Genomic DNA, 23,253 nt, shown 5'->3' with positions numbered 1-23,253 from the left:
CGTATCCGCGTGCACCCTGCTGTCGTCGAAGATCGTGAACGTTGACATGGGCCAAACGGTTCGTTGCGCTGAAAACGGGATGAGCCTCACAGCGACGTTCGGAAGTTCCATCACCCCACACCGACTCCTCCAGTACGAATGAAAACCGGCGTGTGCCACTTCTCAGCACCTCGTTACGTCTCATACGGGCCGCAACAGCATCAGTCACATCGTCCGGGGTCCCTCGGAATTCTGCGATGGACGACAGCAGGGGGCAGCGGCGTATCCGGGTGCCTGGAGGAGACCGGGAATCACATCGGAGACGTAGACCCTGAAAATCTTTGTTTGTTGGTACAGGTCTCCGGTGGACTCCTGCAACCGGCGGAGGCCGCTTCGCTGGAGTCGTCTCCACTGCACATGGGCATCTGCGGACTGTCTGTTGGCAGCGATCAGGTCGGGGGCCTGGCCATCAGCGCCGCAGGCTCGACACCACGCTTTGATGTCCGCGTCTGACGGAGGAGTCTTGGCATTCTCGATCCGGGAGGACTTCGACTCCGACCAGCCGCACCTGACAGCCAGCTCCCGCCCGCTGATCCCCGCGTCCTTCCTGATCTCACGCAGACGCCCGGCCAGTTCCTCACGGGCCTTCTGAACGCGCGAGGAGGGGTTTGGGGACATGGAGCCGGCTTTCATCAAATTTCGTACAGGTGGTGCGGGATCGCTCGCTCCCAGACCGCTTCGAAGGCGGCGGAGCACAGTTTCACGGCTTCCGGGTCAACCGTGATCTCGTCCTCCACCACCACTCCATCACCTGAGAAGTGGTGCACTCGGAGCAGGGTGCCGTCGAAGAGCCAGAAGTCATTGCCCGGCAGAGCGATACTCGTAGCCCGCCGCCGCGGCAACCACGGCACTTCCTCGCCCGCCGTGACATTGGCGCGGGTGACGTAGTACTCCCAGCGGATGTAGTCCGACACCGGCTCGGAGACCACCCGGGCCCGGCGGATCGCCACGCCCCGGGCCACGGTGTCCGTGATCAACTGGTCGTAGGGGTGCCACCAGGACGCGCGGTCCTCCCAATCGATCCGCTCATCCCGCTTCCACGCCTCGAACCGATCGGTGGAGGCATATGAATCACGGAGTTCCAGGTGAACGGCGGATCGCTCGCACTGGCCAAGCAGCTCAGCGAAGCTGGGCACGCTCGACGGCATCACACGCCTCCCTGATCATCGGGATCATCCGGGCCGGAATCCTGACGACCGCCTCACTGTCTGGTACCGAACCGTTCGCCGGACTGCTTTTGGAACGTCCTGCGTATCTGTCCCTGGCCGTGGTGACCTGCTCGCCGCATCGTGGGAACGCGGCACCGGCCTGCCCAGTCGCGTAGTCGACGCGGCGAAGAAGCCCCGGCAGCCCCGGCCCCCGCAGCTGACGCTGCCCGGGCCGGCCGGGGCTCGTTTCCGTTGTCAGGTCCTCAGGGGAGGTTCCTGGCCATCACGATCCGCTGAACTTGGTTCGTGCCCTCGTAAATCTGGGTGATCTTCGCGTCCCGCATCATCCGCTCCACCGGGTAGTCACGGGTGTAGCCGTATCCGCCGAGCAGCTGCACCGCGTCCGTGGTGACCTCCATCGCCACGTCCGAGGCGAAGCACTTGGCTGCCGCGCCCTGGAAGGTGAGGTCACGGTCCCCGCGCTCGGACTTCGCGGCAGCCGCGTACGTCAGCTGGCGGGCCGCCTCGATCTTCATGGCCATGTCGGCGAGCATGAACTGGATGCCCTGGAAGTCGGCGATCGGCTTGCCGAACTGCTTGCGCTCCTGGACGTAGCCCTTGGCGTAGTCCAGGGCGCCCTGGGCGATGCCGAGGGCCTGGGCGGCGATGGTGATGCGGGTGTGGTCCAGGGTCTTCATGGCCGTGGCGAAGCCGGTGCCCTCCGCGCCGATCATGCGGTCGGCGGGGACGCGGACGTTGTCCAGGTAGACCTCGCGGGTCGGGGAGCCCTTGATGCCGAGCTTCTTCTCCGGGGCGCCGAAGGAGACGCCCGCGTCGGACTTCTCGACGACGAAGGCGGAGATGCCCTTGGAGCGCTTGGCCGGGTCGGTGACGGCCATGACCGTGTAGTACTCGGACTCGCCGGCGTTGGTGATCCAGCGCTTCACGCCGTTGAGCACCCAGTCGTCGCCGTCGCGGACCGCCTTCGTCTTCATACCGGCCGCGTCCGAGCCCGCGTCCGGCTCGGAGAGGCAGTACGAGAACATCGCGTCGCCCTTGGCCAGCGGGGACAGGTACTTCTTCTTCAGCTCCTCCGAGCCGGAGAGGATCACCGGGAGCGAGCCCAGCTTGTTCACCGCCGGGATCAGGGAGGAGGACGCGCAGACGCGGGCCACCTCCTCGATGACGATCACGGTGGCGAGCGCGTCGGCGCCCGCGCCGCCGTAGGTCTCCGGGACGTGCACCGCGTGCAGGTCGTTCGCGGTCAGGGCGGCCAGCGCCTCGCGCGGGAAGCGGGCCTCCTCGTCCACTGCGGCGGCGTGCGGCGCGATCTTCGCCTCGGCCAGGGCGCGGACGGCGTCGCGGAGCATGTCGTGCTCCTCCGACGGGCGGTACAGGTCGAAGTCAGCCGATCCGGCCAAGGTCTTCACGCTCCAGAACGATGCGGTCATGACGCTAACTACTGTTAAGTAACCCAGATTTTAGAACCGGGTCGGCGCGGGTGGGTAGGTGAGCTTGACGACAGCCGCAGGCTGCCCGTCCGAGGCGCGGACCATGCCCCCGGTTATGCTCGCTCCCGCACCGTCGCCGTACACCCCTGGAGCATCCATGGCCCTCAAGATCACCGTGATCGGTACCGGCTATCTCGGCGCGACGCACGCGGCGGCCATGGCCGAGCTGGGCTTCGAGGTGCTGGGTCTGGACGTGGTGCCGGAGAAGATCGAGATGCTGCGGCGCGGCGAGGTCCCGATGTACGAGCCGGGGCTGGAGGAACTGCTGCGCAAGCATGTCGCCGGGATCGACGGGTCCACCGGCCGACTGCGCTTCACCACCGACTTCGCGGAGGTCGCGGCCTTCGGCGACGTGCACTTCCTGTGCGTGAACACCCCGCAGAAGCACGGCGAGTATGCCTGCGACATGAGCTACGTGGATGCGGCGCTGGCCTCGCTCGCGCCGCATCTGCGCGAGTCCGCGCTGGTGGTCGGCAAGTCGACGGTGCCGGTCGGGTCGGCCGACCGGCTGGCCGCCTACCTGGTCGAGCACGCCCCGGCGGGCGGGGACGCCGAGCTGGCCTGGAACCCGGAGTTCCTGCGCGAGGGCTTCGCCGTCCAGGACACCCTGCACCCGGACCGGATCGTGGTCGGCGTGCGCGGCGAGCGGGCCGAGAAACTGCTGCGGGAGGTGTACGCCACGCCGGTCGGTGAGGGGACGCCGTTCGTGGTGACCGACTTCCCGACCGCCGAGCTGGTGAAGACGTCCGCGAACTCCTTCCTGGCCACGAAGATCTCCTTCATCAACGCGATGGCTGAGGTGTGCGAGGCCGCCGACGGCGACGTGGCCAAGCTGGCCGAGGCGATCGGCTACGACGACCGGATCGGGAAGAAGTTCCTGCGGGCCGGGATCGGGTTCGGCGGCGGGTGCCTGCCCAAGGACATCCGGGCGTTCATGGCCCGCGCCGGTGAACTGGGCGCCGACCAGGCGCTGACCTTCCTGCGCGAGATCGACTCCATCAACATGCGCCAGCGCGGCCGGATGGTCGAGCTGACCCGTCAGGCGCTGGGCGGCGGCCCGTTCCTCGGCAAGCGGGTCGCGGTCCTCGGCGCCACCTTCAAGCCGGACTCCGACGACGTACGGGACTCCCCCGCGCTCAACGTCGCCGGGCAGATCCACCTCCAGGGCGGCCAGGTCACGGTCTACGACCCCAAGGGCATGGCGAACGCCCGGCGGCTCTTCCCGACCCTCGGCTACGCCGAGTCGGCAACGGACGCGGTGCGCGGCGCGGACGTGGTGCTGCACCTGACGGAGTGGCGGGAGTTCCGCGAGCTGGACGCCGAGGCGCTCGGCGAGGTGGCGGGCGCCCGGGTGATCCTGGACGGGCGCAACGCCCTGGACCCGCAGGCGTGGCGGCGGGCCGGCTGGACGTACCGGGCGATGGGCCGGCCGACCGCGTAGTGAGGGATCCGGGGCGGGCGGGCGCGAGCGCGGCCGAGCGGTCGGCGGCGTCGACCGTCACCACCAGCGGCCCTTGGGTCAGCAGTTTCCCCAGCGGGATCACCGCGTGGCCCTCCGGTGCGCCCAGCGTGTCCGCGCCCGTCTCCACGTCGGTACTCTCCCTCTACCGGTAACGGACCTACTGGTTACGGACTACTGGTTACGGACTTCAAGGAGGAAGTCATGGCCGTCGCCGAACTGGGCGTCGTCGTCCTGGACTGCCCTGATCCGCCCGCCCTGGCCGGTTTCTACGCCGAGGTGCTCGGCGGGACCGTCGAGGACCAGGGCGAGTGGGTCGACCTGAAGCTGCCGGGCGGGCAGCAGCTGGCCTTCCAGGCCGCCCCCGGGTTCGTACCGCCGAAGTGGCCCGCGCCCGACCACTCGCAGCAGGTCCACCTCGACCTGGTCGTGCCCGACCTGGACGCGGCCGAGCAGGCCGTCCTCGCGCTGGGCGCGAAGCCGCTGGACGCGGCGGACCGCGCCCGGTCCTTCCGGGTTTACGCGGACCCGGCCGGGCACCCGTTCTGCCTCTGCGCGAACTGACCTGGGAGGTCGCCCGTATGGCACCCGTAGCTCGTTTCCGTTCCGTCGTCGTCGACTGTCCCGACCCCCTTGAGCTGGCCCGCTTCTACGCGGGGGTCGCGGGCGGCACTCCGGTGGCGGACGACCCCGACTGGGTGGTCCTCCAGGTGCCCGGTGGGCCCCGCGTCTCCTTCCAGCGGGCGCCGGACCTGACCCCTCCGGAGTGGCCGCGCTCGGACCGCAACGCCCAGCAGTTCCATCTCGACTTCGACGGCGGGGCGACGTGGGCGGAGATGGACGCCGCGCAGGAGAAGGTGCTGGCGCTGGGCGCCCGGGTGCTGGACGCGGAGGACCGGGAGAAGAAGGACTTCGTGGTGTACGCCGGCCCGGCGGGGCACCCGTTCTGCCTCTGCCGGCTCGAACACCTCTGAGGCGTACCGGCGTCAGCCGTCGAGGTCGGCGATGGTCGCCGTCGACGGCTGTCGCCGGGCCTGGAACGCGCGGGCGGTGAACGCCGCCCCGCGCAGCACCCGTTGGACGTTGCCCCAGGTCAGCAGTGCCACGTCGGCCTCGTCCCAGCCGCGTCGCAGCAGCTCGGCGACAAGCCGGGGGTAGCAGGAGGCGTCGCCCAGCTCCTGCGGGTGGGCGGTGCCGGTGTCGTACGTGCCGGACAGGCCGACGCCCCCGGGTCCGGCCACCTCGCGGACGTGGTCCAGATGGTCGGCGACGTCGCGGACGGTGGGGCCGGTCTGCTCGGCGGTCAGCGGCACCAGGCACAGGCCGCCGGCCGCGCCCAGCTCGGCCAGCAGGTCGTCGGGCAGGTTGGCGGGGTGCGGGCGCAGCGCGCGGGCGGCGGAGCGGGTGCACAGCGCGGGCGCCTTGGAGACGGCGAAGGTACGGCGGAAGGTCCCCGGGGAGGCGCCGGAGAGGTCGGCGACGACGCCGAGCCGGTTCATCTCGCGGACCACCTCCTCGCCGAACCGGGTCAGCCCCGTCCCGCCCGCCCAGGTGACGCCGGTCAGGGTGAGCACCCGCAGGCCGAGCAGGTGCAGCGAGCGCAGGATGCCGAGCGAGTTCCCGACGGCGGCGGCCCCGGCGGGACCGGGCAGCACGGCGACCCGGCCGCAGTTGCGGGCGTCGATGGCCTCCCCCGCGTCGTAGGCCAGGCGCAGCCCCTCGGGGTGCTCCCGGACGACCGTCTTGACCAGGTCGAGCTGCTCCATCGTGGCGCCGACGGCCCGGTCGCCGTCGATGGCCTCGGGCAGGTGCAGGGCGGCGAACAGCGCGCCGACCCGGCCCGCGCGCAGCCGGGGCACGTCGGTGTCGACGGCGCTCTCACCGATCTCCAGGTCGTACCAGGGCAGGTGCTTCAGCGCCCAGGGCAGCCCGCTGTACCCGTCGGCCACGGGATGCGCGGCCAGTACGGCGTGCGCCCGCTCCAGTGGTGCGTCGTCCGGGTCGGAGACGGGGGTGTAGGGCTCCGGGGCGAGGACTTCGGCCACTGCGGCGGGGAAGGACGCGGGCAGGTCGTCGAGCTCGCCGGCCTCGGTGCTCGGGTGCAGGTCGTCCTGGAGGTCTGCCATGGCGGGCTCCGTACGGTCGTCGTGCGATACCGACACCGTCGCACGGAGCGTGACGGGCTTCCTGGTGGGTGGGCCGTCAGGGGGTACGCCGGTCAGTGCCGGTGAGCGGTCCCGGGCCGCGCCGGTCACCTGGTCGGAGGCGTCCCGGCTGGACGACCGGATGTACCGGGGGTCGGGACGACCGGATGTACCGGGGTTCGGGACGACCGGATGTACCGGGGGGCGGGAAGACCGGATGTACCGGGGGGCGGGAAGACCGGATGTACCGGGGGGCGGGAAGACCGGCCGCACCGATCCCCCGCCCCCGCCCCGGCGCGCGGCGCCCCGTCAGCCGTCCAGGTCCGCCAGCGTCGCGTTGGACGGGCCGCGGGTGGCCTGCAGCGAGCGGGCCACGTCCTCCGCCGCGCCCAGTACCCGGACCGCGTTCTTCCAGGTCAGCTTGGCCAGGTCGGCCTTGGACCAGCCGCGGTCGAGCAGCTCCGCGATGAGGTTCGGGTAGCCGGCGACGTCGTCCAGGCCGTCCGGGGTGAACGGCGTGCCGTCGTAGTCGCCACCGATGCCGAGGTGGTCCACGCCGGCCACCTCGCGCATGTGGTCGAGGTGGTCGGCGACCGTGCCGACGGTGGCGACCGGGCGCGGCCGGCTCTGCTCGAAGACGCGGTGCACCTTCATCGCGTCCGGGCCGGAGTCCAGGGGGTGGAAGCCGTGCGCGCGCATGTTCGCGTCGGCCTCGGCGGTCCAGTCCACGGCGGCCTGGAGCACGAACTTCGGCACGAACGTCACCATCGCCACGCCGCCGTTGGCGGGCAGCCGCTCCAGCACGTCGTCGGGGATGTTGCGGGGGTGGTCGCAGACGGCCCGCGCGGAGGAGTGCGAGAAGATCACCGGCGCGGTCGAGGTGTCCAGCGCGTCCCGCATGGTCGTCGCCGCCACGTGCGAGAGGTCGACCAGCATGCCCTCGCGGTTCATCTCGCGCACGACCTCACGGCCGAACGCCGACAGCCCGCCGACGCCGGGCGCGTCGGTCGCGGAGTCCGCCCAGGCCACGTTGTCGTTGTGGGTGAGCGTCAGGTACCGCACGCCGAGCGCGTACAGCCCGCGCAGCGCGCCGAGGGAGTTCTCGATCGAGTGGCCGCCCTCCGCGCCCATCAGCGACGCGATCCGGCCCTCGGCCCGCGCGGCCGCCAGGTCGGCGGCGGTCAGCGCGGCCCGCAGTTCCCCCGGATGGCGGTCGATGAGCTGCGTCACGCAGTCGATCTGCTCCAGCGTCGCGGTGAGCGCGCCGGGCAGGTCGGAGCGGACGTACACCGACCAGTACTGCGCGCCGACCCCGCCGGCCCGCAGCCGGGCCAGGTCGGTGTGCAGGTGGGCGGACTGATCGGCGGCGATGTCCCGGGCGTCGAGGTCGTAGCGGACCTGCTCGCGCAGTGCCCAGGGCAGGTCGTTGTGGCCGTCGACGACGGGGAACTCGCGCAGCAGTTCCCGGGCTGTCTCCAGTGAGGTCATGGGGGCCTACTTCCCGAAACCGAAGGAAGCCGATCCCTGCACCTTGGTGCGCAGCCGCTTGCCCTTCTCGGTGGCCTGGTCGTTCAGCTCCTGCTGGAACTCCCGCATCCGGCCGAGCAGCTCCTCGTCGTGCGCGGCGAGGATGCGGGCGGCGAGCAGTCCGGCGTTGCGGGCGCCGCCGACCGAGACGGTGGCGACCGGCACCCCGGCGGGCATCTGCACGATGGACAGCAGCGAGTCCATGCCGTCGAGGTACTTCAGCGGCACGGGGACGCCGATGACCGGCAGCGGGGTGACGGAGGCGAGCATGCCGGGCAGGTGGGCGGCGCCGCCCGCGCCCGCGATGATCACCTTGAGCCCCCGGCCGGCGGCCTGCTCGCCGTACGCGATCATCTCGTGGGGCATCCGGTGCGCGGAGACGACGTCGACCTCGTGGGCGATCTCGAACTCGTCCAGGGCCTTGGCGGCGGCCTCCATGACGGGCCAGTCGGAGTCCGACCCCATGACGATGCCGACGACGGGGCTGGCGGCGGGGCTCATTCGGTGATCGTCCCTCTCAGGTAACCGGCAGCGTGCCGGGCGCGTTCCAGTACGTCGTCCAGGTCGTCGCCGTAGGTGTTGACGTGTCCCACCTTGCGGCCGGGCTTCACGTCCTTGCCGTACATGTGGATCTTCAGCTGGGGGTCGCGGGCCATGCAGTGCAGGTACGCGGAGTACATGTCCGGGTAGTCGCCGCCGAGGACGTTGACCATGACCGTCCAGGGCGCGCGCGGGCGCGGGTCGCCCAGCGGCAGGTCCAGGACGGCGCGGACGTGGTTGGCGAACTGGCTGGTGATCGCGCCGTCCATCGACCAGTGGCCGGAGTTGTGCGGGCGCATCGCCAGCTCGTTGACCAGGATGCGGCCGTCGCGGGTCTGGAACAGCTCGACGGCCAGGTGACCGACCACGCCGAGTTCCTTGGCGATGGACAGGGCCATCTCCTCGGCCCGCAGGGCCAGGTCCTCATCCAGGCCGGGCGCGGGCGCGATCACCGTGTCGCAGACGCCGCCCACCTGCCGCGATTCGACCACCGGGTAGGCGACGGCCTGGCCGTGCGGGGACCGTACGACGTTGGCGGCCAGCTCGCGGACGAAGTCGACCTTCTCCTCGGCGAGCACCGGCACCCCGGCGCGGAACGGCTCGGCGGCCTCCGCCGCCGAGTCCACCACCCACACGCCCTTGCCGTCGTATCCGCCGCGGACGGTCTTGAGGACGACCGGAAAACCTCCCCCGCCCTCGGCGGCGAACGCCGCCACGTCGGCCGGATCGCGCACGATCCGGTGCCGCGGGCAGGGCACGCCGATCTCCGTGAGCCTCGCCCGCATCACGCCCTTGTCCTGGGCGTGCACCAGCGCGTCCGGACCGGGGCGGACGGGGATGCCGTCCGCCTCCAGGGCCCGGAGGTGCTCGGTGGGCACGTGCTCGTGATCGAAGGTGATCACGTCACAGCCACGGGCGAACTCACGGAGCGTGTCCAGGTCGCGATGGTCGCCGACGACGACCTCGCTCACCACCTGGGCCGCGGAGTCCTGGGGAGTGTCACTGAGGAGCTTGAACCTGATGCCGAGCGGGATGCCCGCCTCGTGTGTCATACGAGCGAGCTGCCCCCCGCCGACCATGCCGACTACCGGGAACGTCACCCCCCTAGCGTATCGGCAGCCCGCGCGGAGGACGCTTCCCGGCCGTTTCAGCGGGTTTCAGCGGGCGGAACCCGGCTCCCCGGGGCCCGCTCCCGCCGTCCACAGGAAATTGACGCGGTCGGGTGGTTAGCATGGCCGGGTTGACGCGAACCGACCGAGCGGGGGCCTGCACGACCATGGGACATGGTTCCTCGGCGCCTCGAAAGGCGCCCCCCGGGGCCCGCGGCGCGCTGCGGCAGCGGCTCGAAGGCATGGTCCGGGAAGTGCTGAAGTTCGGCGCGGTCGGCGGCGCCGGGGTCCTGGTCAACCTGCTGGTCTTCAACCTGATGCGGCACACGACCGACCTCCAGGTGGTGCGGGCCAGCATCATCGCCACCGTCGTCTCCATCGTCTTCAACTACGTGGGCTTCCGGTACTTCACCTACCGGGACCGCGACAAGAGCGGCCGCACCAAGGAGATGTCGCTGTTCCTGCTGTTCAGCGCGATCGGCCTGGTGATCGAGAACGGCGTGCTCTACACGGCGACGTACGGCTTCGGCTGGGACAGCCCGCTGCAGAGCAACGTCTTCAAGTTCGTCGGCATCGGTGTGGCCACGCTGTTCCGCTTCTGGTCCTACCGCTCCTGGGTCTTCAAGGCGCTGCCCGCCCGGGACGCCGTCGCCCGTGCCGAATCGTTCCTGGAGCACGAGAGCCCGACGGCGGTCCCGGCGCCGGGCCGCTCCCGCTGAGCCCCGTCCCTCACCGGACCGTCCGGTCCGCCTCCGTCGGGTCCGTCTTCGGCGGCTGGGTGCGGGACAGGAAGAGTCCGAAGACCGGCGGGTTGGACTGGAGCAGCTCCAGCCGTCCGCCGTCCGCCTCGGCGAGGTCGCGGGCGACGGCCAGCCCGATGCCGGTGGAGTTGCGGCCGCTGATGGTGCGCTCGAAGATCCGCGCCCCCAGGTCGGCGGGGACGCCCGGCCCCTCGTCGGTGACCTCCACCACGGCCTGGTTGCCGGTGACCCGGGTGCGCAGCGCGACCGTGCCGCCGCCGTGCATCAGCGAGTTCTCGATCAGCGCGGCCAGCACCTGGGCGACCGCGCCCGGGGTGCCCACGGCCGTCAGGTGCCGCTTGCCGGACGAGACGATGGCCCGGCCCTCGCTGCGGTAGGCGGGGCGCCACTCGGCGATCTGCTGCTGGATGATGTCGTCCAGCTCGAAGGTGACGGCGGAGCCGCTGCGCGGGTCCCGGGAGTTGGTCAGCAGCCGCTCCACCACGTCGGTCAGCCGCTCCACCTGGGCCAGCGCGATGGTCGCCTCCTCCTTCACGATGTCCGGTTCGTCGGTGAGGGTGATCTCCTCCAGGCGCATCGACAGCGCGGTCAGCGGCGTACGCAGCTGATGGGAGGCGTCGGCGGCCAGCCGCCGCTCGGCGGTGAGCATCCGGGCGATGCGCTCGGCGGAGGAGTCCAGCACGTCGGCCACCCGGTCCAGCTCGGGGACGCCGTACCGCTTGTGCCGGGGGCGCGGGTCGCCGGAGCCGAGGCGCTCGGCGGTCTCGGCGAGGTCGGTGAGCGGGGAGGCCAGGCGGTTGGCCTGGCGGACGGCGAGCAGCACGGCGGCGACCACCGCGAGCAGCGCCACCAGGCCGATGATCAGCAGGGTCCGGCCGACCTCCCGGGTCACCGAGGAGCGCGGCTCCTGGACGACGACCGTCTCGCCCTCCTCGCCGGTGGCCTCGCCCCGGATGACCTCGCCGGACGGTTCGTCGCCGACCTCGATGGGCGGCTTGCCGGGGACCCGGATCACGGCGTAGCGGTCGCCCTCGACCTGCCGGCGCAGCACCTCCGCGTCGACGCTGCCGGTGCCCAGCAGCCGGCTGTCCACGATGCTGGCGAGCCGGGCCGCCTCCAGGTCCACCCGCTCCTGGGCGGTGGAGCTGATGGTCCGCGCCTCGACGATGACCAGGGAGACGCCGAAGACGGCGATCACGACGAGCACCACGGCGAGCGTGGACTGGATCAGTCGGCGGCGCATGTTCCCCTACGTACCCATGTTCCCCTGCGTACCCGCGGGTCAGTTCTTCTCGAACCGGAAGCCGACGCCGCGCACGGTGGCGATGTAGCGCGGGTTGGCCGCGTCGTCCCCCAGCTTCTTGCGCAGCCAGGAGATGTGCATGTCGAGGGTCTTGGTCGAGGACCACCAGGTGGTGTCCCAGACCTCGCGCATCAGCTGGTCGCGGGTGACGACCCGGCCGGCGTCGCGCACCAGCACCCGCAGCAGGTCGAACTCCTTCGCCGTGAGCTGGAGCTCCTCCTCGCCCATCCAGGCGCGGTGCGACTCCACGTCGATGCGCACGCCGTGGGTGGCGGGCGGCTGCGCGGGCTCGGTGGCGCCGCGCCGCAGCAGGGCCCGGACCCGGGCGAGCAGCTCGGCGAGGCGGAAGGGCTTGGTGACGTAGTCGTCGGCGCCCGCGTCGAGACCGACGACGGTGTCCACCTCGTCGGCGCGCGCGGTCAGGATGAGGATCGGCACCGAGTGGCCCTCGGAACGCAGCCGGCGGGCGACCTCCAGGCCGTCCATGCCGGGCAGGCCCAGGTCCAGCACGACCAGGTCCACACCGCCCTGCATCCCGGCGTCGAGCGCCGTGGGTCCGTCCTCACGCACCTCGACCTCGTACCCTTCCCGGCGCAGTGCGCGGGCCAGCGGCTCCGAGATGGACGCGTCGTCCTCGGCGAGCAGTACACGGGTCATGACCCGATGGTAGTCCGCCCGGGGCAACGTCCGAGGTGAGATCGGTGCGGGGCGCTCTTACCTCCGGACATGCCGGATACGCCCGGCCCCTCGCCAACGGCTGGAATGTAGTATTCCGGTTCCATCACTCCCTGTGATGCGCATCTCAAACCCTTCCATACCGGGCAGTACTTTGCCTTATGGTGGTTTAACGCCTGTAGCACCTCAGGGACCTTCGGCGGCTCTTGCAAGCTCTTGACGCATCTCGATGCTCTTGACGCCGAGGGTCTCTTTTGTGTGCGGGCCGGCCATCCGCCGGCCTCGAAAGGAATGACCTGTGGCCGGGCCTCGCAGCGCAGAGCCGCGCGCCGAGGCGTGGATCCCGGTGGTCGCCGTCCGCCGTCCCGTGATCCGGGGCGGAGAGCCCCGTAGGCGTGGGGCGGACGGGTTCCGACCGCCGGTGCCGGCCTGCCCCCACCGGGCGCGCATCGCCTCTGTGAGCGCGTCCCGACCAGCAAGGATCGACCATGGCGTCCAGCCTGACGAAGGACTCGGTCACCCCGGACACCCCCGGGTCCGAGAAGACCTTCTTCGGCCACCCGAGGGGTCTGGCCACCCTCTTCATGACCGAGATGTGGGAGCGGTTCTCCTACTACGGCATGAGGGCTCTGCTCCCGCTGTACCTCGTGGCCCCGGGCGGCCTGGGCATGAGCGCCGGCACCGCCACCGCGATCTACTCGGTGTACCTCTCGCTGGTGTACCTGCTCACGATGCCGGGCGGCTGGTTCGGCGACCGCGTGTGGGGTCCCCGCAAGACCGTCGCCATCGCCGGCGGCATCATCATGCTCGGCCACCTCACCCTGGCCCTGCCGTCCTCCGGCACGTTCTTCGCCGGTCTCGGCCTGGTCGCGATCGGCTCGGGTCTGCTGAAGGCCAACATCTCCACGATGGTCGGCCACCTCTACAAGGGCCCCGACGACCCGCGCCGGGACGGTGGCTTCACCGTCTTCTACATGGGCATCAACCTCGGCGCCTTCGTCGCGCCGCTGGTCATCGGCACCATCGGCGAGAACGTCAACTGGCACCTGGGCTTCGCGCTGGCCGCGGTCGGCATGGCGATCGGCGTCGCCCAGTTCCTGATCGGCAGCCGCCACCTCGACGCGCACTCCAGCGTCGTCCCCAAGCCGCTGTCGGCCGCCGAGAAGACCTCGACGTTGCGCAAGGCCGCGTTCTGGGCCGCGGTCGCGGTCGTCTTCTACGCGATCGTCGGCTTCTCCGGCCACTACACGCTGAACTGGATCCTGGTCCCGCTGACCCTGCTCGGCGTGATCATCCCGATCCTGGTGCTGACCCGCATAAAGCGCGACAAGTCCCTGGACCGGGCCGAGCAGTCGAAGATGTCCGCGTACATCTGGTTCTTCGTCGCCGCGGCCGTCTTCTGGATGATCTACGACCAGGGCGGCTCGACGCTGTCGATCTTCGCCGACTCCTCGGCCGAGAACAGCGTCCTGGGCTGGTCGTTCCCGGTCTCCTGGTACCAGTCGGTCAACCCGGTCATCATCATGGCGCTGGCCCCGGTCTTCGCCACGCTGTGGCTGGCGCTGGCCCGGCGCGGCAAGGAGCCCAGCACGATCGTGAAGTTCTCGTTCGGCCTGGTGCTGGTCGGCGCGTCCTTCTTCCTCTTCCTGGCCCCGCTGGCGATCGCGGACGGCGGCCACAAGGCGGCGGCGCTGTGGCTGGTCGCGATCTACTTCGTGCAGACCTGCGGTGAGCTGCTGCTCTCCCCGGTCGGCCTGTCGGTGACGACGAAGATGGCGCCGGTGAAGTACGCCTCGCAGATGATGGGCGTCTGGTTCCTGGCGGTCACCGCGGGCGACGCGACGACGGGGCTGCTCTCCATCGCCGGCGTGGACCTGAACAAGACCGGCATCGTCGCCGCGGAGGCCACGCTCGCCGTGGTCGCGGGCATCGCGGTGTGGATGTACCGCAAGCGCGTCAGGACGATGATGGGCGACGTCCACTGAGACCTGCCGGTCCGGCTTTTCGGAGGGTCATCGCGTCCGTCTCTTGGCGGGATGCGGTGGCCCTTCGGGGTTTTCCGCGGGGCGCTGGGCGGGCGGCGGGGGCGCTGGACGGCTGGGCGGGGGCGCTGGACGGTCGGCGGGCCGGCGGGCCGGGGCTGTGGGCTCGGGCCCCGGGGGCCGGACCCGGCCCCGGCCCCGGCCCCGGCCCAAGGGTGCGGCGGCACAGCGAGACCGAGAGACGGCTGTCGCGGGGCGCGCTTCGGGGTGGGCTTCCTGGGGGTGTCCCCGTTGGTCCGGGGCCCGGGGCCCGAGGCGCGGGGTCCGGGGGCGGGGGCCCGAGGCGCGGGGTCCGGGGGCGGGGGCCCGAGGCCCGAGGTCGGTGGTCCGGGGTCGATCGTCCGGGGTCGGGGGCCCGAGGCCCGAGGTCGATCGTCCGGGGTCGGGGGCCCCGGGCCGGGTCTGGGGCCCGGGGTCGGGGCCCGGGGTCGGGGCCCGGGGTCGGGGCCCGGGGTCGGGGCCCGGGTCTTGTGGGGCCACTTCCGCAGGCATCCCTGCGGACGGCTCTGCGGACCGCTCTACGGACGGGCTCACAGGGCTGCCCTGAGAGCGGGCGCCGGGGCGGCTCTGGGACGGCTCGCGGGGCTGCCCTGAGGACGGGCGCCGGGCGGTCTGCGGACGGCTCGCAGGCTGCCCCGTACGCGCGGGCACCGGAGCGACTCCGCGGACGGCTCACGGGGCTGCCCCGAGGGCAGGCCCCGGGGGCGGACGCGAGAGCAAGCCCCGTAGGCGACCGGCCTCCGGGAGAGCCGTCGTCGCGGGGCGAACCCCAGGAGAACCGCTGTGGCGGGGACGAACGCCAGGAGGACCATCGCGGCAGGACGGACCCCGCGAGAACCGTCGCGGCCGGGACAACCCCGGGAGCGGCCCCGCCGTACGGCTCGGGCTCGGTCGCTACGGGTCGCCATGGCGGCGAGCCTCCGGGACGGCGGCGGCGTTCCCCCGAAAAGACGGCACACCCGCACAGCCCCGCCCGCACAGACCGGCCTCGGACACCGCGGACCGCCGTATCGCCGTACCGGCGGATCTCCGCACGAGCCGTCTCCCTCGCGGCCGCGCGCCCCGAGGGCACCCCGCAGCCGACCTCCGGAGGACTACGCGGGTGCCGCCAGTTCCGCCCACACCGTCTTGCCCGCGACCCCCGGGGACCGTACGACCCCCCAGTCCAGGCACAGCCGCTGCACGATGAACATGCCGTGGCCGCCGGGGCGGCCGGCCCGGTGCGGGGTGCGGGGCGCCGGCTGGCCCGTGCCCCGGTCGGAGACTTCCAGCCGGATCACCTTGCGGTCGCAGCTGATCCACAGCTCGTCCGGCCCCTCGGCGTGCAGGCAGGCGTTGGTGACCAGTTCGGAGACGACCAGCAGGACGTCCTCCGCGGCGGCCCGCCGGTCGGCCGAGGCGGCCGGCAACCAGTTCCACGCGTACAACGCCTGGCGGGTGAAGTCGCGGGCGAGCGGTACGACACCGCTGGCGCCGTCGAAGCTCAGCCTGCGCGACTGGCGGCCGGTGGCCGCAGCCGTCGGCGCGCCCCCGCCCCCTTCGGACGCCCCGGTCACAGGCATGCCCCCCTCGGACGCCCCGGAGGCGCCGCTGGGCTCCGGACCGCGGTCGCCCGGCGAGTAGGGCCGGGTGGTGCTCATCAGCGCTTCACCTCACCGATTCACCAATTCATGATTCAACGTCGTACACAGTCAGATCGGCCGACCTGTTCAGGATGTCTCCTGCCCGACCGGACCGACAGAACACCCCTGTATTCGGCAGGAAACACAGGAAGGGGCGAAACCACCGGTCACAGGGGACGCGCGAGACGCCCCGCCGGTGACACGGAGCGGCTCAGCCGCTCTCGTCCGCCAGGGCCGTCCCCAGGGTGTCATGAACGGTGAAGACGGCGTCCGCACCGGTGATCTCGAAGACCCGCGCCACCACGGGCTGCATGCCGACCAGATGGACGCCACCCCCCGCGGCCTCCGCCTTCAGCCGCGCGCCGAGCAGGACGTTGAGTCCCGTGGAGTCGCAGAACTCCAGGCGCGAGCAATCGACGACAAGGCGACTGAAACCCTTGTCCAGGCAGTCGTCCAGTGGCTCACGCAACAGATCGGCGGTGTGGTGATCCAACTCACCCGCCGGAGTCACGACGGCACTGGGGCCTTCCTGCCGCACCTCCACCAGAAGCCGGCCAGACTGTGTGCTGCCGACCGTCCCGCGGTCCATGGCGTCTCTCTCTCCCGACGTCGTGGCTGCCTACTGACGCCCCCGAACACTACGCCTTCCCTACGGCCTTCAACACCCGAACATCCGCACAGAAACGGACATACCCGCACATAAAGCACTTGCGGAGGGCTTGGTAAAGCCGGTAGGGCTAGTAAGAACACAACAACGGACACGGCCGGCTTTGGAGGCGCCGCACACCGCAGTGCACGCAATTGGCTTCGGCAGCCGTATGCCGAGAACGATGGAGGACATCATGTCACCCCGGCTCGACGGATCGCGTACCCAGAAAGCGACGTCGACACCCCCTCCGGAACATCTGGATCCCATCGACCACTCCGAGCGGGCCGTCGAGCACGACGGCGCCCTCGCCGGGCTTCCGGACATCCCCGCGTACGACGAGGTCGCCCCGGCCGACGCCCGGGCTCTTTCCAAGACCCTTTTCGAGCGCCTGGAGTCGCTGGAGGAAGGCACGCACGAGTACGCGTACGTACGCAACACGCTCGTCGAGCTCAACCTCGCGCTGGTGAAGTTCGCCGCCTCCCGCTTCCGCTCGCGCAGCGAGCCGATGGAGGACATCATCCAGGTCGGCACGATCGGCCTGATCAAGGCGATCGACCGCTTCGAACTGTCGCGGGGGGTGGAATTCCCCACGTTCGCCATGCCGACCATCATCGGCGAGATCAAGCGGTTCTTCCGCGACACCTCCTGGTCCGTGCGCGTCCCGCGCCGCCTTCAGGAACTGCGCCTGGACCTGGCCAAGGCCGGTGACGAACTGGCCCAGCAGCTCGACCGCGCGCCGACGGTGGCCGAGCTGGCCGAGCGCCTCGGCATATCGAACGACGAGGTCGTCGAGGGCATGGCCGCCTCGAACGCGTACACGGCCGCCTCGCTGGACGCCCAGCCGGAGGAGGACGACGCGGAGGGCGCGCTCGCGGACCGGATCGGTTACGAGGACCACGGGCTCGAGGGGATCGAGTACGTCGAGTCGCTCAAGCCGCTGATCGCCGAGCTGCCGCCGCGCGACCGGAAGATCCTCTCCCTGCGCTTCGTCGCGGGCATGACCCAGTCGGAGATCGGCGAGGAACTGGGCATCTCCCAGATGCACGTCTCCCGGCTGCTCTCCCGCACCCTGGTGAAGCTGCGCAAGGGGCTGACGGTCGAGGAGTGAGGGCCGGCCGGCTGTGCTGCGAAGGGGCGGCTCCGGCCGCCCCTTCGGGCTGTCCCGTCACACCACGCGTACGCCCCTGCGCCAGACCTCGCTGACCAGTGGGACGCCCGGCCGGTAGGCCAAGTGCACATGGCTCGGGGCATCGAGCAGGATCAGGTCGGCGTACGCCCCCGGCGCGATGCGGCCGACGTCCGTGCGCCGCAGGGCCGCCGCGCCGCCCGCCGTGGCCGCCCAGAGGGCCTCGTCCGGCGTCATCCCCATGTCCCGTACCGCGAGCGCGACGCAGAACGGGACGGAGGACGTGAACGACGAGCCGGGGTTGCAGTCGGTGGAGAGCGCGACGGTCACTCCGGCGTCGAGCAGGCGCCGCGCGTCCGGCCAGGCGGCGCGGGTGGAGAACTCGGCGCCGGGCAGCAGCGTGGCGACCGTACGGCTGTGCGCGAGGGCGTCCACGTCGGCGTCGGTGAGGTGGGTGCAGTGGTCGGCGCTGGCCGCGTCGAGTTCGACGGCGAGCTGGACGCCGGGGCCGTGGGAGAGCTGGTTGGCGTGGATGCGGGGGTGCAGGCCCTTGGCCCGGCCCGCCGTGAGGATCGCGCGGGCCTGGTCGCCGTCGAAGGCGCCCTGTTCGCAGAAGACGTCGATCCAACGGGCGTACGGGGCGCAGGCGTCGAGCATCTCGCCGGTGACGAGGTCCACGTAGGCGGCCGGGTCGTCGGCGAGTTCGGGCGCGACGATGTGCGCGCCGAGGAAGGTGACCTCGTCGGTGTGGCGGGCGGCGACGGCGAGAGCGCGGGACTCGTCGGCGGTGGTCAGTCCGTACCCGGACTTGGTCTCGAAGGTGGTGGTGCCCTGGCGCAGGGCCTCTTCGAGGTAACGGATCAGGCCCGCCTCCAGTTCCGCGTCGCTCGCGGCGCGGGTGGCGGCGACGGTGGTGCGGATGCCGCCCGCGCGGTAGGGGCGGCCGGACATCCGGGCGTTGAACTCCTCGGTGCGGTCGCCCGCGAACAGCAGGTGCGAGTGGGAGTCCACGAAGCCCGGCAGGACCGCCCGGCCGCCCGCGTCGACCCGATTGTCAGTGGCGGGTGCTTTGCTTGATTCACCGGTCCACACGACCCGGTCGCCGTCGATGACGACAGCCGCGTCCCGGACCGGGCCGAGCGGGCTTCCGTCCCGGAGGGAGGGGTCGTTGGTGACCAGCGTGGCGATGTTGGTGATGACGGTACTGGTGCCGCCGGTGCCGGTGCTCGTGCCGGTGCTGGTGCCGATGTTGGTGCTCGTGCTGCTGTTCATGGCGTCCTTCGCGGTCGGCGGGGTCAGGCGCGCAGGGCCGCCACGGCCCGCGCGAGCGCGTCCGGCACGTCCGGTACGAGGGTGTGGGCCCCGTCGCGCACGACGTGCCGGCCGTCCACGACGGTGTGCCGCACGTCCGCCGCGGTCGCCGCGAATACGGCCGTCTCGGCGCCGAGCCTGGGCAGCGGCCCGGCCGTCCTGACCGAGTCCAGGGCGACGGTCGTCAGATCGGCGCGCAGGCCGGCCTCGATGGCGCCGGTGTCGTCCCAGCCGAGGGCCGTGTGCCCGTCGGCGGTGGCGGCGCGCAGCAGGGCGGTGACCGTCCAGTGGCCCCGGGTGCGGGTGCGCAGCCGCTCGTTCAGCTCCATCGCGCGCGCCTCGCCGAGCAGGTCGATGACGGCGTGGCTGTCGGAGCCGAGGGACAGCGGTGAGCCGGCCTGCTGGAGCGCGGTGGCGGGGCCGATGCCGTCCGCGAGGTCCCGTTCGGTGGTCGGGCACATGCAGGTGCCGGTGCCGCTGCCGCCGATCAGGGCGATGTCGTCGTCGGTCAGATGGGTGTTGTGCACACCGGTGGTGCGCGGCCCGAGCACCCCGTGGTCGGCGAGCAGCCGGGCCGGGCTGCACCCGTGCGCCTCCTGGCAGGCGTCGTTCTCGGCGGTCTGCTCGGAGAGGTGGACGTGCAGCGGGGCCCGCCGCTGTGCGGCCCACCCGGCCACGGTCGCCAACTGCTCGGCGGGCACGGCCCGTACCGAGTGCACGGCGGCCCCGATCCGCGCGTGATCCCGTTCCTTGAGAACTGAACAGCGTGCCGCCCAGTCCTCGGCCGTCCGGTCGGAGAAGCGGAGCTGGCGCGCGGTGGGCGGCCGGCCGAAGCCGGCGGAGAGATAGCAGGTGTCGAGGAGGGTGATCCGGACCCCGGCGTCGGCGGCCGCCTCGATCAGCGCCTCGCCCATGACGTTGGGGTCGGCGTAGGGGGTGCCGCCGGGGGCGTGGTGCACGTAGTGGAACTCGCCGACGGTGCTGACGCCGGCCAGCGCCATCTCGGCGTACACCGCCCGGGCCAGGGCGTAGTAGGTGTCCGGGGTGAGGCGGTCGGCGACCGAGTACATCACCTCGCGCCAGGTCCAGAAGGTGCCGGAGCCCACCTGGACGGTGCCGCGCAGGGCGCGGTGGAAGGCGTGGCTGTGCGCGTTGGCCAGTCCCGGCAGGGTCAGTCCGCGCAGGATCTCGGCGCCCGGCGGCGGGGTGTCGGTCTCGGTGCGGACCGCGCGGATGCGGCCGTCCGCCACGTCGACGGCCACGCCCGGTTCGACGTGGTCGCCGAGCCAGGCGTGTTCGAGCCAGTACGTGCGCTGGGGGTCGGTCACGGGCACGCGAGTCCTTCCAGTACGTCGGCGAGGGCGAGTACCCCGGCCGTGCAGTCGTCCTCGGTGGCGGACTCGGCCGGGGAGTGCGAGACGCCGGTGGGGTTGCGCACGAACAGCATGGCGGTCGGGACGCGTCCGGAGAGGATTCCGGCGTCGTGTCCGGCGCCGGTGCCCAGGACGGGGACGCGCAGGTCCGTCCCGGTGCCGAGGATGCGGGTCAGTTCGTCGCGCAGGGCGTGGTCGAACTCGACGACCGGGGTGAAGGACTCCCGGGCGACAGTGAGGTCGACGCCGTGTGCCTCGGCGTGCGCGCGGGCCGCCCGTTCGATGCCACCGACCACGGCGTCCAGGGTCTCCGGTTCCGCCGCGCGGGAGTCCAGCCAGCCGCGCACCAGGGAGGGCACGGCGTTGACGCCGTTCGGTTCGACGGCGACCTTGCCGAAGGTGGCCACCGCACCGGCGTGCTCGGCCTCCCGACGGGCGGCGAGCACGGTCTGGGCGTAGGGCAGCATCGGGTCGTGCCGGTCGGTGAGGCGGGTGGTGCCGGCGTGGTTGGCCTCGCCGCGGAAGTCGAACCGCCAGCGGCCGTGCGGCCAGATGGCGGAGGCGATGCCGACCGGGTCGCCGGACAGGTCCAGGGCGCGGCCCTGTTCGACGTGGAGTTCGACGAAGGCGCCGATGCGGTCGAGCCGTTCCGGGTCCGGGCCGATGGCGTCCGGGTCGTACCCGGCGGCCGCCATCGCCCTCGGGAGGGTCACCCCGTCGCCGTCGGTCAGGCGGCGGGCCTGCTCGGCGGTGAGGTGTCCGGCGGTCAGCCGGGAGCCGACGCAGGCCAGGCCGAAGCGGGCGCCCTCCTCGTCGCCGAAGTTGACGATGCCGAGCGGCTTGGCGAACCGCGCGCCCCGGTGTCGCAGTTCGTCCAGCGCGGCGAACGCGGAGACGACGCCGAGCGGGCCGTCGAAGGCGCCGCCGTCGGGGACGGAGTCCAGGTGGGAGCCGGTGACGACGGCGTCCCCGGCGGCCGGGTCACCGAGCCAGGCCCACTGGTTGCCGTTGCGGTCGGTCTCGTAGGCCAGCCCGCGGGTCTCGGCCTGCTCCCGGAACCAGGCCCGGCAGTCGGCGTCCGCGCCACTCCAGGCGAACCGGCGGTAGCCGCCGGTGGCGGAGCTGCGGCCGACCGGCGACAGCTCGGCCCACATGCTGTGGAAGCTCACGCGCCGCCGTCCTCGCGCGTGCCGCTCTCCGCGCGCGGGCCGCTCTCCTTGCGCCTGCCGCTCTCCTCGCGTGTGTCGCCGTCCTCACGCATGGGGACGCGGACGCCCTTGTCCGCGGCGACGGACTCCGCGATGTCGTACCCGGCGTCCACGTGCCGGATGACGCCCATGCCGGGGTCGTTGGTGAGGACCCGGCGGATCTTCTCGCCGGCGAGCGGGGTGCCGTCGGCGACCGTGACCTGCCCGGCGTGGATGGAGCGGCCCATGCCGACGCCGCCGCCGTGGTGGATGGAGACCCAGGAGGCGCCGGAGGCCACGTTGACCATGGCGTTGAGCAGCGGCCAGTCGGCGATCGCGTCGGAGCCGTCGAGCATCGCCTCGGTCTCCCGGTACGGGGAGGCGACGGAGCCGCAGTCGAGGTGGTCGCGGCCGATGACGACCGGTGCGGCCAGCTCACCGCTGGCGACCATGTCGTTGAACCGCTCACCGGCCTTGTCCCGCTCGCCGTAGCCGAGCCAGCAGATCCGGGCGGGCAGCCCCTGGAAGTGCACCCGCTCCCCCGCCATCTTGATCCAGCGGGCCAGCGACTCGTTCTCCGGGAACAGCTCCAGGATCGCCTTGTCGGTCTTGGCGATGTCGGCGGGGTCGCCGGAGAGGGCGGCCCAGCGGAAGGGGCCCTTGCCCTCGCAGAACAGGGGGCGGATGTAGGCGGGGACGAAGCCGGGGAAGGCGAAGGCCCGGTCGTATCCGGCGAGCCGGGCCTCGCCGCGGATCGAGTTGCCGTAGTCGAACACCTCGGCGCCGGCGTCCTGGAAGCCGACCATCGCCTCGACGTGCCGGGCCATGGACTCGCGGGCGCGGGTGGTGAAGCCCGCCGGGTCCTTGGCGGCGGCGTCCGCCATGTCCTCGAAGGCGATGCCGGTGGGCAGGTACGCGAGGGGGTCGTGGGCCGAGGTCTGGTCGGTGACGATGTCGATGGGCGCGCTCATGGCGAGGAGCCGCGGGACGACCTCGGCCGCGTTGCCGAGCAGGCCGATGGAGAGCGGGCGGCGGGCGTCACGGGCCTCGACGGCCAGGTGCAGGGCGTGTTCCAGGCTGTCGGCCCGCACGTCGAGGTAGCGGTGCTCGATGCGCCGGTCGATGGCCCGGGGGTCGCAGTCGACGCAGATCGCGACGCCGTCGTTCATGGTCACCGCGAGCGGCTGGGCGCCGCCCATGCCGCCGAGGCCGGCGGTCAGGGTGATGGTCCCGGCCAGCGTGGAGCCGAACTTCTTGGCGGCGACGGCGGCGAAGGTCTCGTAGGTGCCCTGGAGGATGCCCTGGGTGCCGATGTAGATCCAGGAACCGGCCGTCATCTGCCCGTACATGGTCAGACCGAGCGCCTCCAGGCGGCGGAACTCCTCCCAGGTGGCCCAGTCGCCGACCAGGTTGGAGTTGGCGATGAGGACGCGCGGGGCCCACTCGTGGGTCTGCATGACGCCGACCGGACGGCCGGACTGGACCAGCATCGTCTCGTCCTGCTTGAGGGTCTCCAGCGTGCGGACCATCGCGTCGAAGGAGCGCCAGTCGCGGGCCGCCTTGCCAGTGCCGCCGTAGACGACGAGCTTGTCGGGGTGCTCGGCGACCTCCGGGTCGAGGTTGTTCTGCAGCATCCGCAGGGCGGCCTCCTGCTGCCAGCCCAGAGCGCTCGGCTGCGTGCCGCGCGGGGCGCGGACGGGGCGGGGTCCTGACATGGATTGCCTCCT

Annotated in this window: 21 protein-coding genes and 1 pseudogene; 7 read left to right on the top strand and 15 right to left on the bottom strand. The window is 71.8% G+C overall.

What is annotated here, in order from left to right; genetic code table 11:
- Positions 1-558: pseudogene (locus tag AB0G32_RS02585) on the bottom strand (Scr1 family TA system antitoxin-like transcriptional regulator); the annotation flags it as partial.
- On the opposite strand from AB0G32_RS02585, the gene AB0G32_RS02580 reads away from it, so the two are divergent.
- Positions 503-631 carry a hypothetical protein gene (locus AB0G32_RS02580; RefSeq protein ID WP_361157022.1) on the top strand — a complete coding sequence of 43 codons (129 nt, stop codon included), beginning with the start codon at positions 503-505 and terminating at the stop codon, positions 629-631. The pseudogene AB0G32_RS02585 and the gene AB0G32_RS02580 sit on opposite strands and share 56 nt — an antisense overlap.
- 40 nt (positions 632-671) lie before the next feature.
- On the opposite strand, the gene AB0G32_RS02575 is transcribed toward AB0G32_RS02580, so the two are convergent.
- Both AB0G32_RS02575 and AB0G32_RS02570 read right to left on the bottom strand, forming a co-directional pair.
- Entirely contained in the window at positions 672-1,187 is a 516-nt protein-coding gene (locus tag AB0G32_RS02575) for a DUF6879 family protein (protein ID WP_361157020.1), read from the bottom strand.
- A 263-nt stretch (positions 1,188-1,450) separates the two neighbouring features.
- Positions 1,451-2,608 carry an acyl-CoA dehydrogenase gene (locus AB0G32_RS02570; protein WP_361157171.1) on the bottom strand — a complete coding sequence of 386 codons (1,158 nt, stop codon included), beginning with the start codon at positions 2,606-2,608 and terminating at the stop codon, positions 1,451-1,453.
- A gap of 187 nt (positions 2,609-2,795) precedes the next feature.
- Here AB0G32_RS02570 and AB0G32_RS02565 point away from each other — a divergent pair, with 187 nt between their 5' ends.
- The 3 genes from AB0G32_RS02565 to AB0G32_RS02555 all read left to right on the top strand — a co-directional run bounded on the left by AB0G32_RS02565 (position 2,796) and on the right by AB0G32_RS02555 (position 5,131).
- The gene (locus AB0G32_RS02565) at positions 2,796-4,139 is read left to right on the top strand and encodes a UDP-glucose/GDP-mannose dehydrogenase family protein (protein WP_361157018.1); all 1,344 of its coding nucleotides are present in this window, start codon (positions 2,796-2,798) and stop codon (positions 4,137-4,139) included.
- A 222-nt stretch (positions 4,140-4,361) separates the two neighbouring features.
- Entirely contained in the window at positions 4,362-4,721 is a 360-nt protein-coding gene (locus tag AB0G32_RS02560) for a VOC family protein (protein ID WP_361157016.1), read from the top strand.
- A gap of 17 nt (positions 4,722-4,738) precedes the next feature.
- Complete coding sequence (locus AB0G32_RS02555) at positions 4,739-5,131, top strand: VOC family protein (protein ID WP_361157013.1); 393 nt, start codon at positions 4,739-4,741, stop codon at positions 5,129-5,131.
- 12 nt (positions 5,132-5,143) lie between these two features.
- Here AB0G32_RS02555 and AB0G32_RS02550 read toward each other — a convergent pair whose 3' ends face one another.
- From AB0G32_RS02550 to AB0G32_RS02535, 4 genes are all read right to left on the bottom strand, one after another.
- Positions 5,144-6,283, bottom strand: a complete 1,140-nt coding sequence (locus AB0G32_RS02550; RefSeq protein WP_361157011.1) for a dipeptidase — start codon at positions 6,281-6,283, stop codon at positions 5,144-5,146.
- Between the two features lie 327 nt (positions 6,284-6,610).
- Positions 6,611-7,789 (bottom strand): dipeptidase, encoded by a 1,179-nt coding sequence (locus tag AB0G32_RS02545; RefSeq protein ID WP_361157009.1) that lies wholly within the window; start codon positions 7,787-7,789, stop codon positions 6,611-6,613.
- 6 nt (positions 7,790-7,795) lie between these two features.
- Positions 7,796-8,329, bottom strand: a complete 534-nt coding sequence (gene purE / locus AB0G32_RS02540; RefSeq protein ID WP_361157006.1) for a 5-(carboxyamino)imidazole ribonucleotide mutase — start codon at positions 8,327-8,329, stop codon at positions 7,796-7,798.
- Positions 8,326-9,468 (bottom strand): 5-(carboxyamino)imidazole ribonucleotide synthase, encoded by a 1,143-nt coding sequence (locus AB0G32_RS02535; RefSeq protein WP_361157004.1) that lies wholly within the window; start codon positions 9,466-9,468, stop codon positions 8,326-8,328. Before AB0G32_RS02535 ends, purE begins: the two co-directional genes overlap by 4 nt.
- 176 nt (positions 9,469-9,644) lie before the next feature.
- Between AB0G32_RS02535 and AB0G32_RS02530 the strand changes: the two genes are divergently transcribed.
- Positions 9,645-10,196 (top strand): GtrA family protein, encoded by a 552-nt coding sequence (locus tag AB0G32_RS02530; protein ID WP_361157168.1) that lies wholly within the window; start codon positions 9,645-9,647, stop codon positions 10,194-10,196.
- A gap of 10 nt (positions 10,197-10,206) precedes the next feature.
- On the opposite strand, the gene AB0G32_RS02525 is transcribed toward AB0G32_RS02530, so the two are convergent.
- Positions 10,207-11,481, bottom strand: a complete 1,275-nt coding sequence (locus tag AB0G32_RS02525) for an ATP-binding protein (RefSeq protein WP_361157002.1) — start codon at positions 11,479-11,481, stop codon at positions 10,207-10,209.
- 39 nt (positions 11,482-11,520) lie between these two features.
- Positions 11,521-12,198 carry a response regulator transcription factor gene (locus tag AB0G32_RS02520; protein ID WP_361156999.1) on the bottom strand — a complete coding sequence of 226 codons (678 nt, stop codon included), beginning with the start codon at positions 12,196-12,198 and terminating at the stop codon, positions 11,521-11,523.
- Between the two features lie 506 nt (positions 12,199-12,704).
- On the opposite strand from AB0G32_RS02520, the gene AB0G32_RS02515 reads away from it, so the two are divergent.
- Positions 12,705-14,201: an oligopeptide:H+ symporter gene (locus AB0G32_RS02515; protein WP_361156996.1), complete on the top strand. Its 1,497-nt coding sequence runs from the start codon at positions 12,705-12,707 to the stop codon at positions 14,199-14,201.
- Positions 14,202-15,352: 1,151 nt separating this feature from the next.
- Here the strand turns inward: AB0G32_RS02515 and AB0G32_RS02510 are convergent.
- Both AB0G32_RS02510 and AB0G32_RS02505 read right to left on the bottom strand, forming a co-directional pair.
- On the bottom strand, positions 15,353-15,898 hold the full coding sequence (locus AB0G32_RS02510) for an ATP-binding protein (protein WP_361156993.1): 546 nt from the start codon (positions 15,896-15,898) through the stop codon (positions 15,353-15,355).
- Between the two features lie 193 nt (positions 15,899-16,091).
- Positions 16,092-16,469, bottom strand: a complete 378-nt coding sequence (locus AB0G32_RS02505) for an STAS domain-containing protein (RefSeq protein WP_361156991.1) — start codon at positions 16,467-16,469, stop codon at positions 16,092-16,094.
- Between the two features lie 253 nt (positions 16,470-16,722).
- On the opposite strand from AB0G32_RS02505, the gene AB0G32_RS02500 reads away from it, so the two are divergent.
- The gene (locus tag AB0G32_RS02500; RefSeq protein ID WP_361156989.1) at positions 16,723-17,637 is read left to right on the top strand and encodes an RNA polymerase sigma factor SigF; all 915 of its coding nucleotides are present in this window, start codon (positions 16,723-16,725) and stop codon (positions 17,635-17,637) included.
- Between the two features lie 57 nt (positions 17,638-17,694).
- Here the strand turns inward: AB0G32_RS02500 and hutI are convergent, their stop codons facing one another.
- The 4 genes from hutI to hutU are packed head-to-tail and all read right to left on the bottom strand — an operon-like array spanning position 17,695 to position 23,241.
- Positions 17,695-18,927 carry an imidazolonepropionase gene (hutI, locus tag AB0G32_RS02495; RefSeq protein WP_361156986.1) on the bottom strand — a complete coding sequence of 411 codons (1,233 nt, stop codon included), beginning with the start codon at positions 18,925-18,927 and terminating at the stop codon, positions 17,695-17,697.
- A gap of 23 nt (positions 18,928-18,950) precedes the next feature.
- Positions 18,951-20,300 (bottom strand): formimidoylglutamate deiminase, encoded by a 1,350-nt coding sequence (locus tag AB0G32_RS02490; RefSeq protein ID WP_361156983.1) that lies wholly within the window; start codon positions 20,298-20,300, stop codon positions 18,951-18,953.
- Positions 20,291-21,508, bottom strand: a complete 1,218-nt coding sequence (locus AB0G32_RS02485; RefSeq protein WP_361156980.1) for an allantoate amidohydrolase — start codon at positions 21,506-21,508, stop codon at positions 20,291-20,293. The genes AB0G32_RS02490 and AB0G32_RS02485 overlap by 10 nt, the downstream gene beginning before the upstream one ends.
- Positions 21,505-23,241 carry a urocanate hydratase gene (gene hutU, locus AB0G32_RS02480; protein ID WP_361156978.1) on the bottom strand — a complete coding sequence of 579 codons (1,737 nt, stop codon included), beginning with the start codon at positions 23,239-23,241 and terminating at the stop codon, positions 21,505-21,507. The genes AB0G32_RS02485 and hutU overlap by 4 nt, the downstream gene beginning before the upstream one ends.
- Positions 23,242-23,253: the final 12 nt, after the last annotated feature.

Source organism: Streptomyces sp. NPDC023723, assembly GCF_040639815.1.
Classification (GTDB): Bacteria; Actinomycetota; Actinomycetes; order Streptomycetales; family Streptomycetaceae; genus Streptomyces.
This window is presented reverse-complemented; position numbering and strand designations above follow the sequence as displayed.

Bases quoted from the DNA above. Each gene is read 5' to 3' on its own strand.
- AB0G32_RS02575 (WP_361157020.1), bottom strand. From the start codon at position 1,187: ATGCCGTCGAGCGTGCCCAGCTTCGCTGAGCTGCTTGGCCAGTGCGAG.
- AB0G32_RS02565 (WP_361157018.1), top strand. From the start codon at position 2,796: ATGGCCCTCAAGATCACCGTGATCGGTACCGGCTATCTCGGCGCGACG.
- AB0G32_RS02560 (WP_361157016.1), top strand. From the start codon at position 4,362: ATGGCCGTCGCCGAACTGGGCGTCGTCGTCCTGGACTGCCCTGATCCG.
- AB0G32_RS02555 (WP_361157013.1), top strand. From the start codon at position 4,739: ATGGCACCCGTAGCTCGTTTCCGTTCCGTCGTCGTCGACTGTCCCGAC.
- AB0G32_RS02550 (WP_361157011.1), bottom strand. From the start codon at position 6,283: ATGGCAGACCTCCAGGACGACCTGCACCCGAGCACCGAGGCCGGCGAG.
- AB0G32_RS02545 (WP_361157009.1), bottom strand. From the start codon at position 7,789: ATGACCTCACTGGAGACAGCCCGGGAACTGCTGCGCGAGTTCCCCGTC.
- purE (WP_361157006.1), bottom strand. From the start codon at position 8,329: ATGAGCCCCGCCGCCAGCCCCGTCGTCGGCATCGTCATGGGGTCGGAC.
- AB0G32_RS02530 (WP_361157168.1), top strand. From the start codon at position 9,645: ATGGGACATGGTTCCTCGGCGCCTCGAAAGGCGCCCCCCGGGGCCCGC.
- AB0G32_RS02525 (WP_361157002.1), bottom strand. From the start codon at position 11,481: ATGCGCCGCCGACTGATCCAGTCCACGCTCGCCGTGGTGCTCGTCGTG.
- AB0G32_RS02520 (WP_361156999.1), bottom strand. From the start codon at position 12,198: ATGACCCGTGTACTGCTCGCCGAGGACGACGCGTCCATCTCGGAGCCG.
- AB0G32_RS02515 (WP_361156996.1), top strand. From the start codon at position 12,705: ATGGCGTCCAGCCTGACGAAGGACTCGGTCACCCCGGACACCCCCGGG.
- AB0G32_RS02510 (WP_361156993.1), bottom strand. From the start codon at position 15,898: ATGAGCACCACCCGGCCCTACTCGCCGGGCGACCGCGGTCCGGAGCCC.
- AB0G32_RS02505 (WP_361156991.1), bottom strand. From the start codon at position 16,469: ATGGACCGCGGGACGGTCGGCAGCACACAGTCTGGCCGGCTTCTGGTG.
- AB0G32_RS02500 (WP_361156989.1), top strand. From the start codon at position 16,723: ATGTCACCCCGGCTCGACGGATCGCGTACCCAGAAAGCGACGTCGACA.
- hutI (WP_361156986.1), bottom strand. From the start codon at position 18,927: ATGAACAGCAGCACGAGCACCAACATCGGCACCAGCACCGGCACGAGC.
- hutU (WP_361156978.1), bottom strand. From the start codon at position 23,241: ATGTCAGGACCCCGCCCCGTCCGCGCCCCGCGCGGCACGCAGCCGAGC.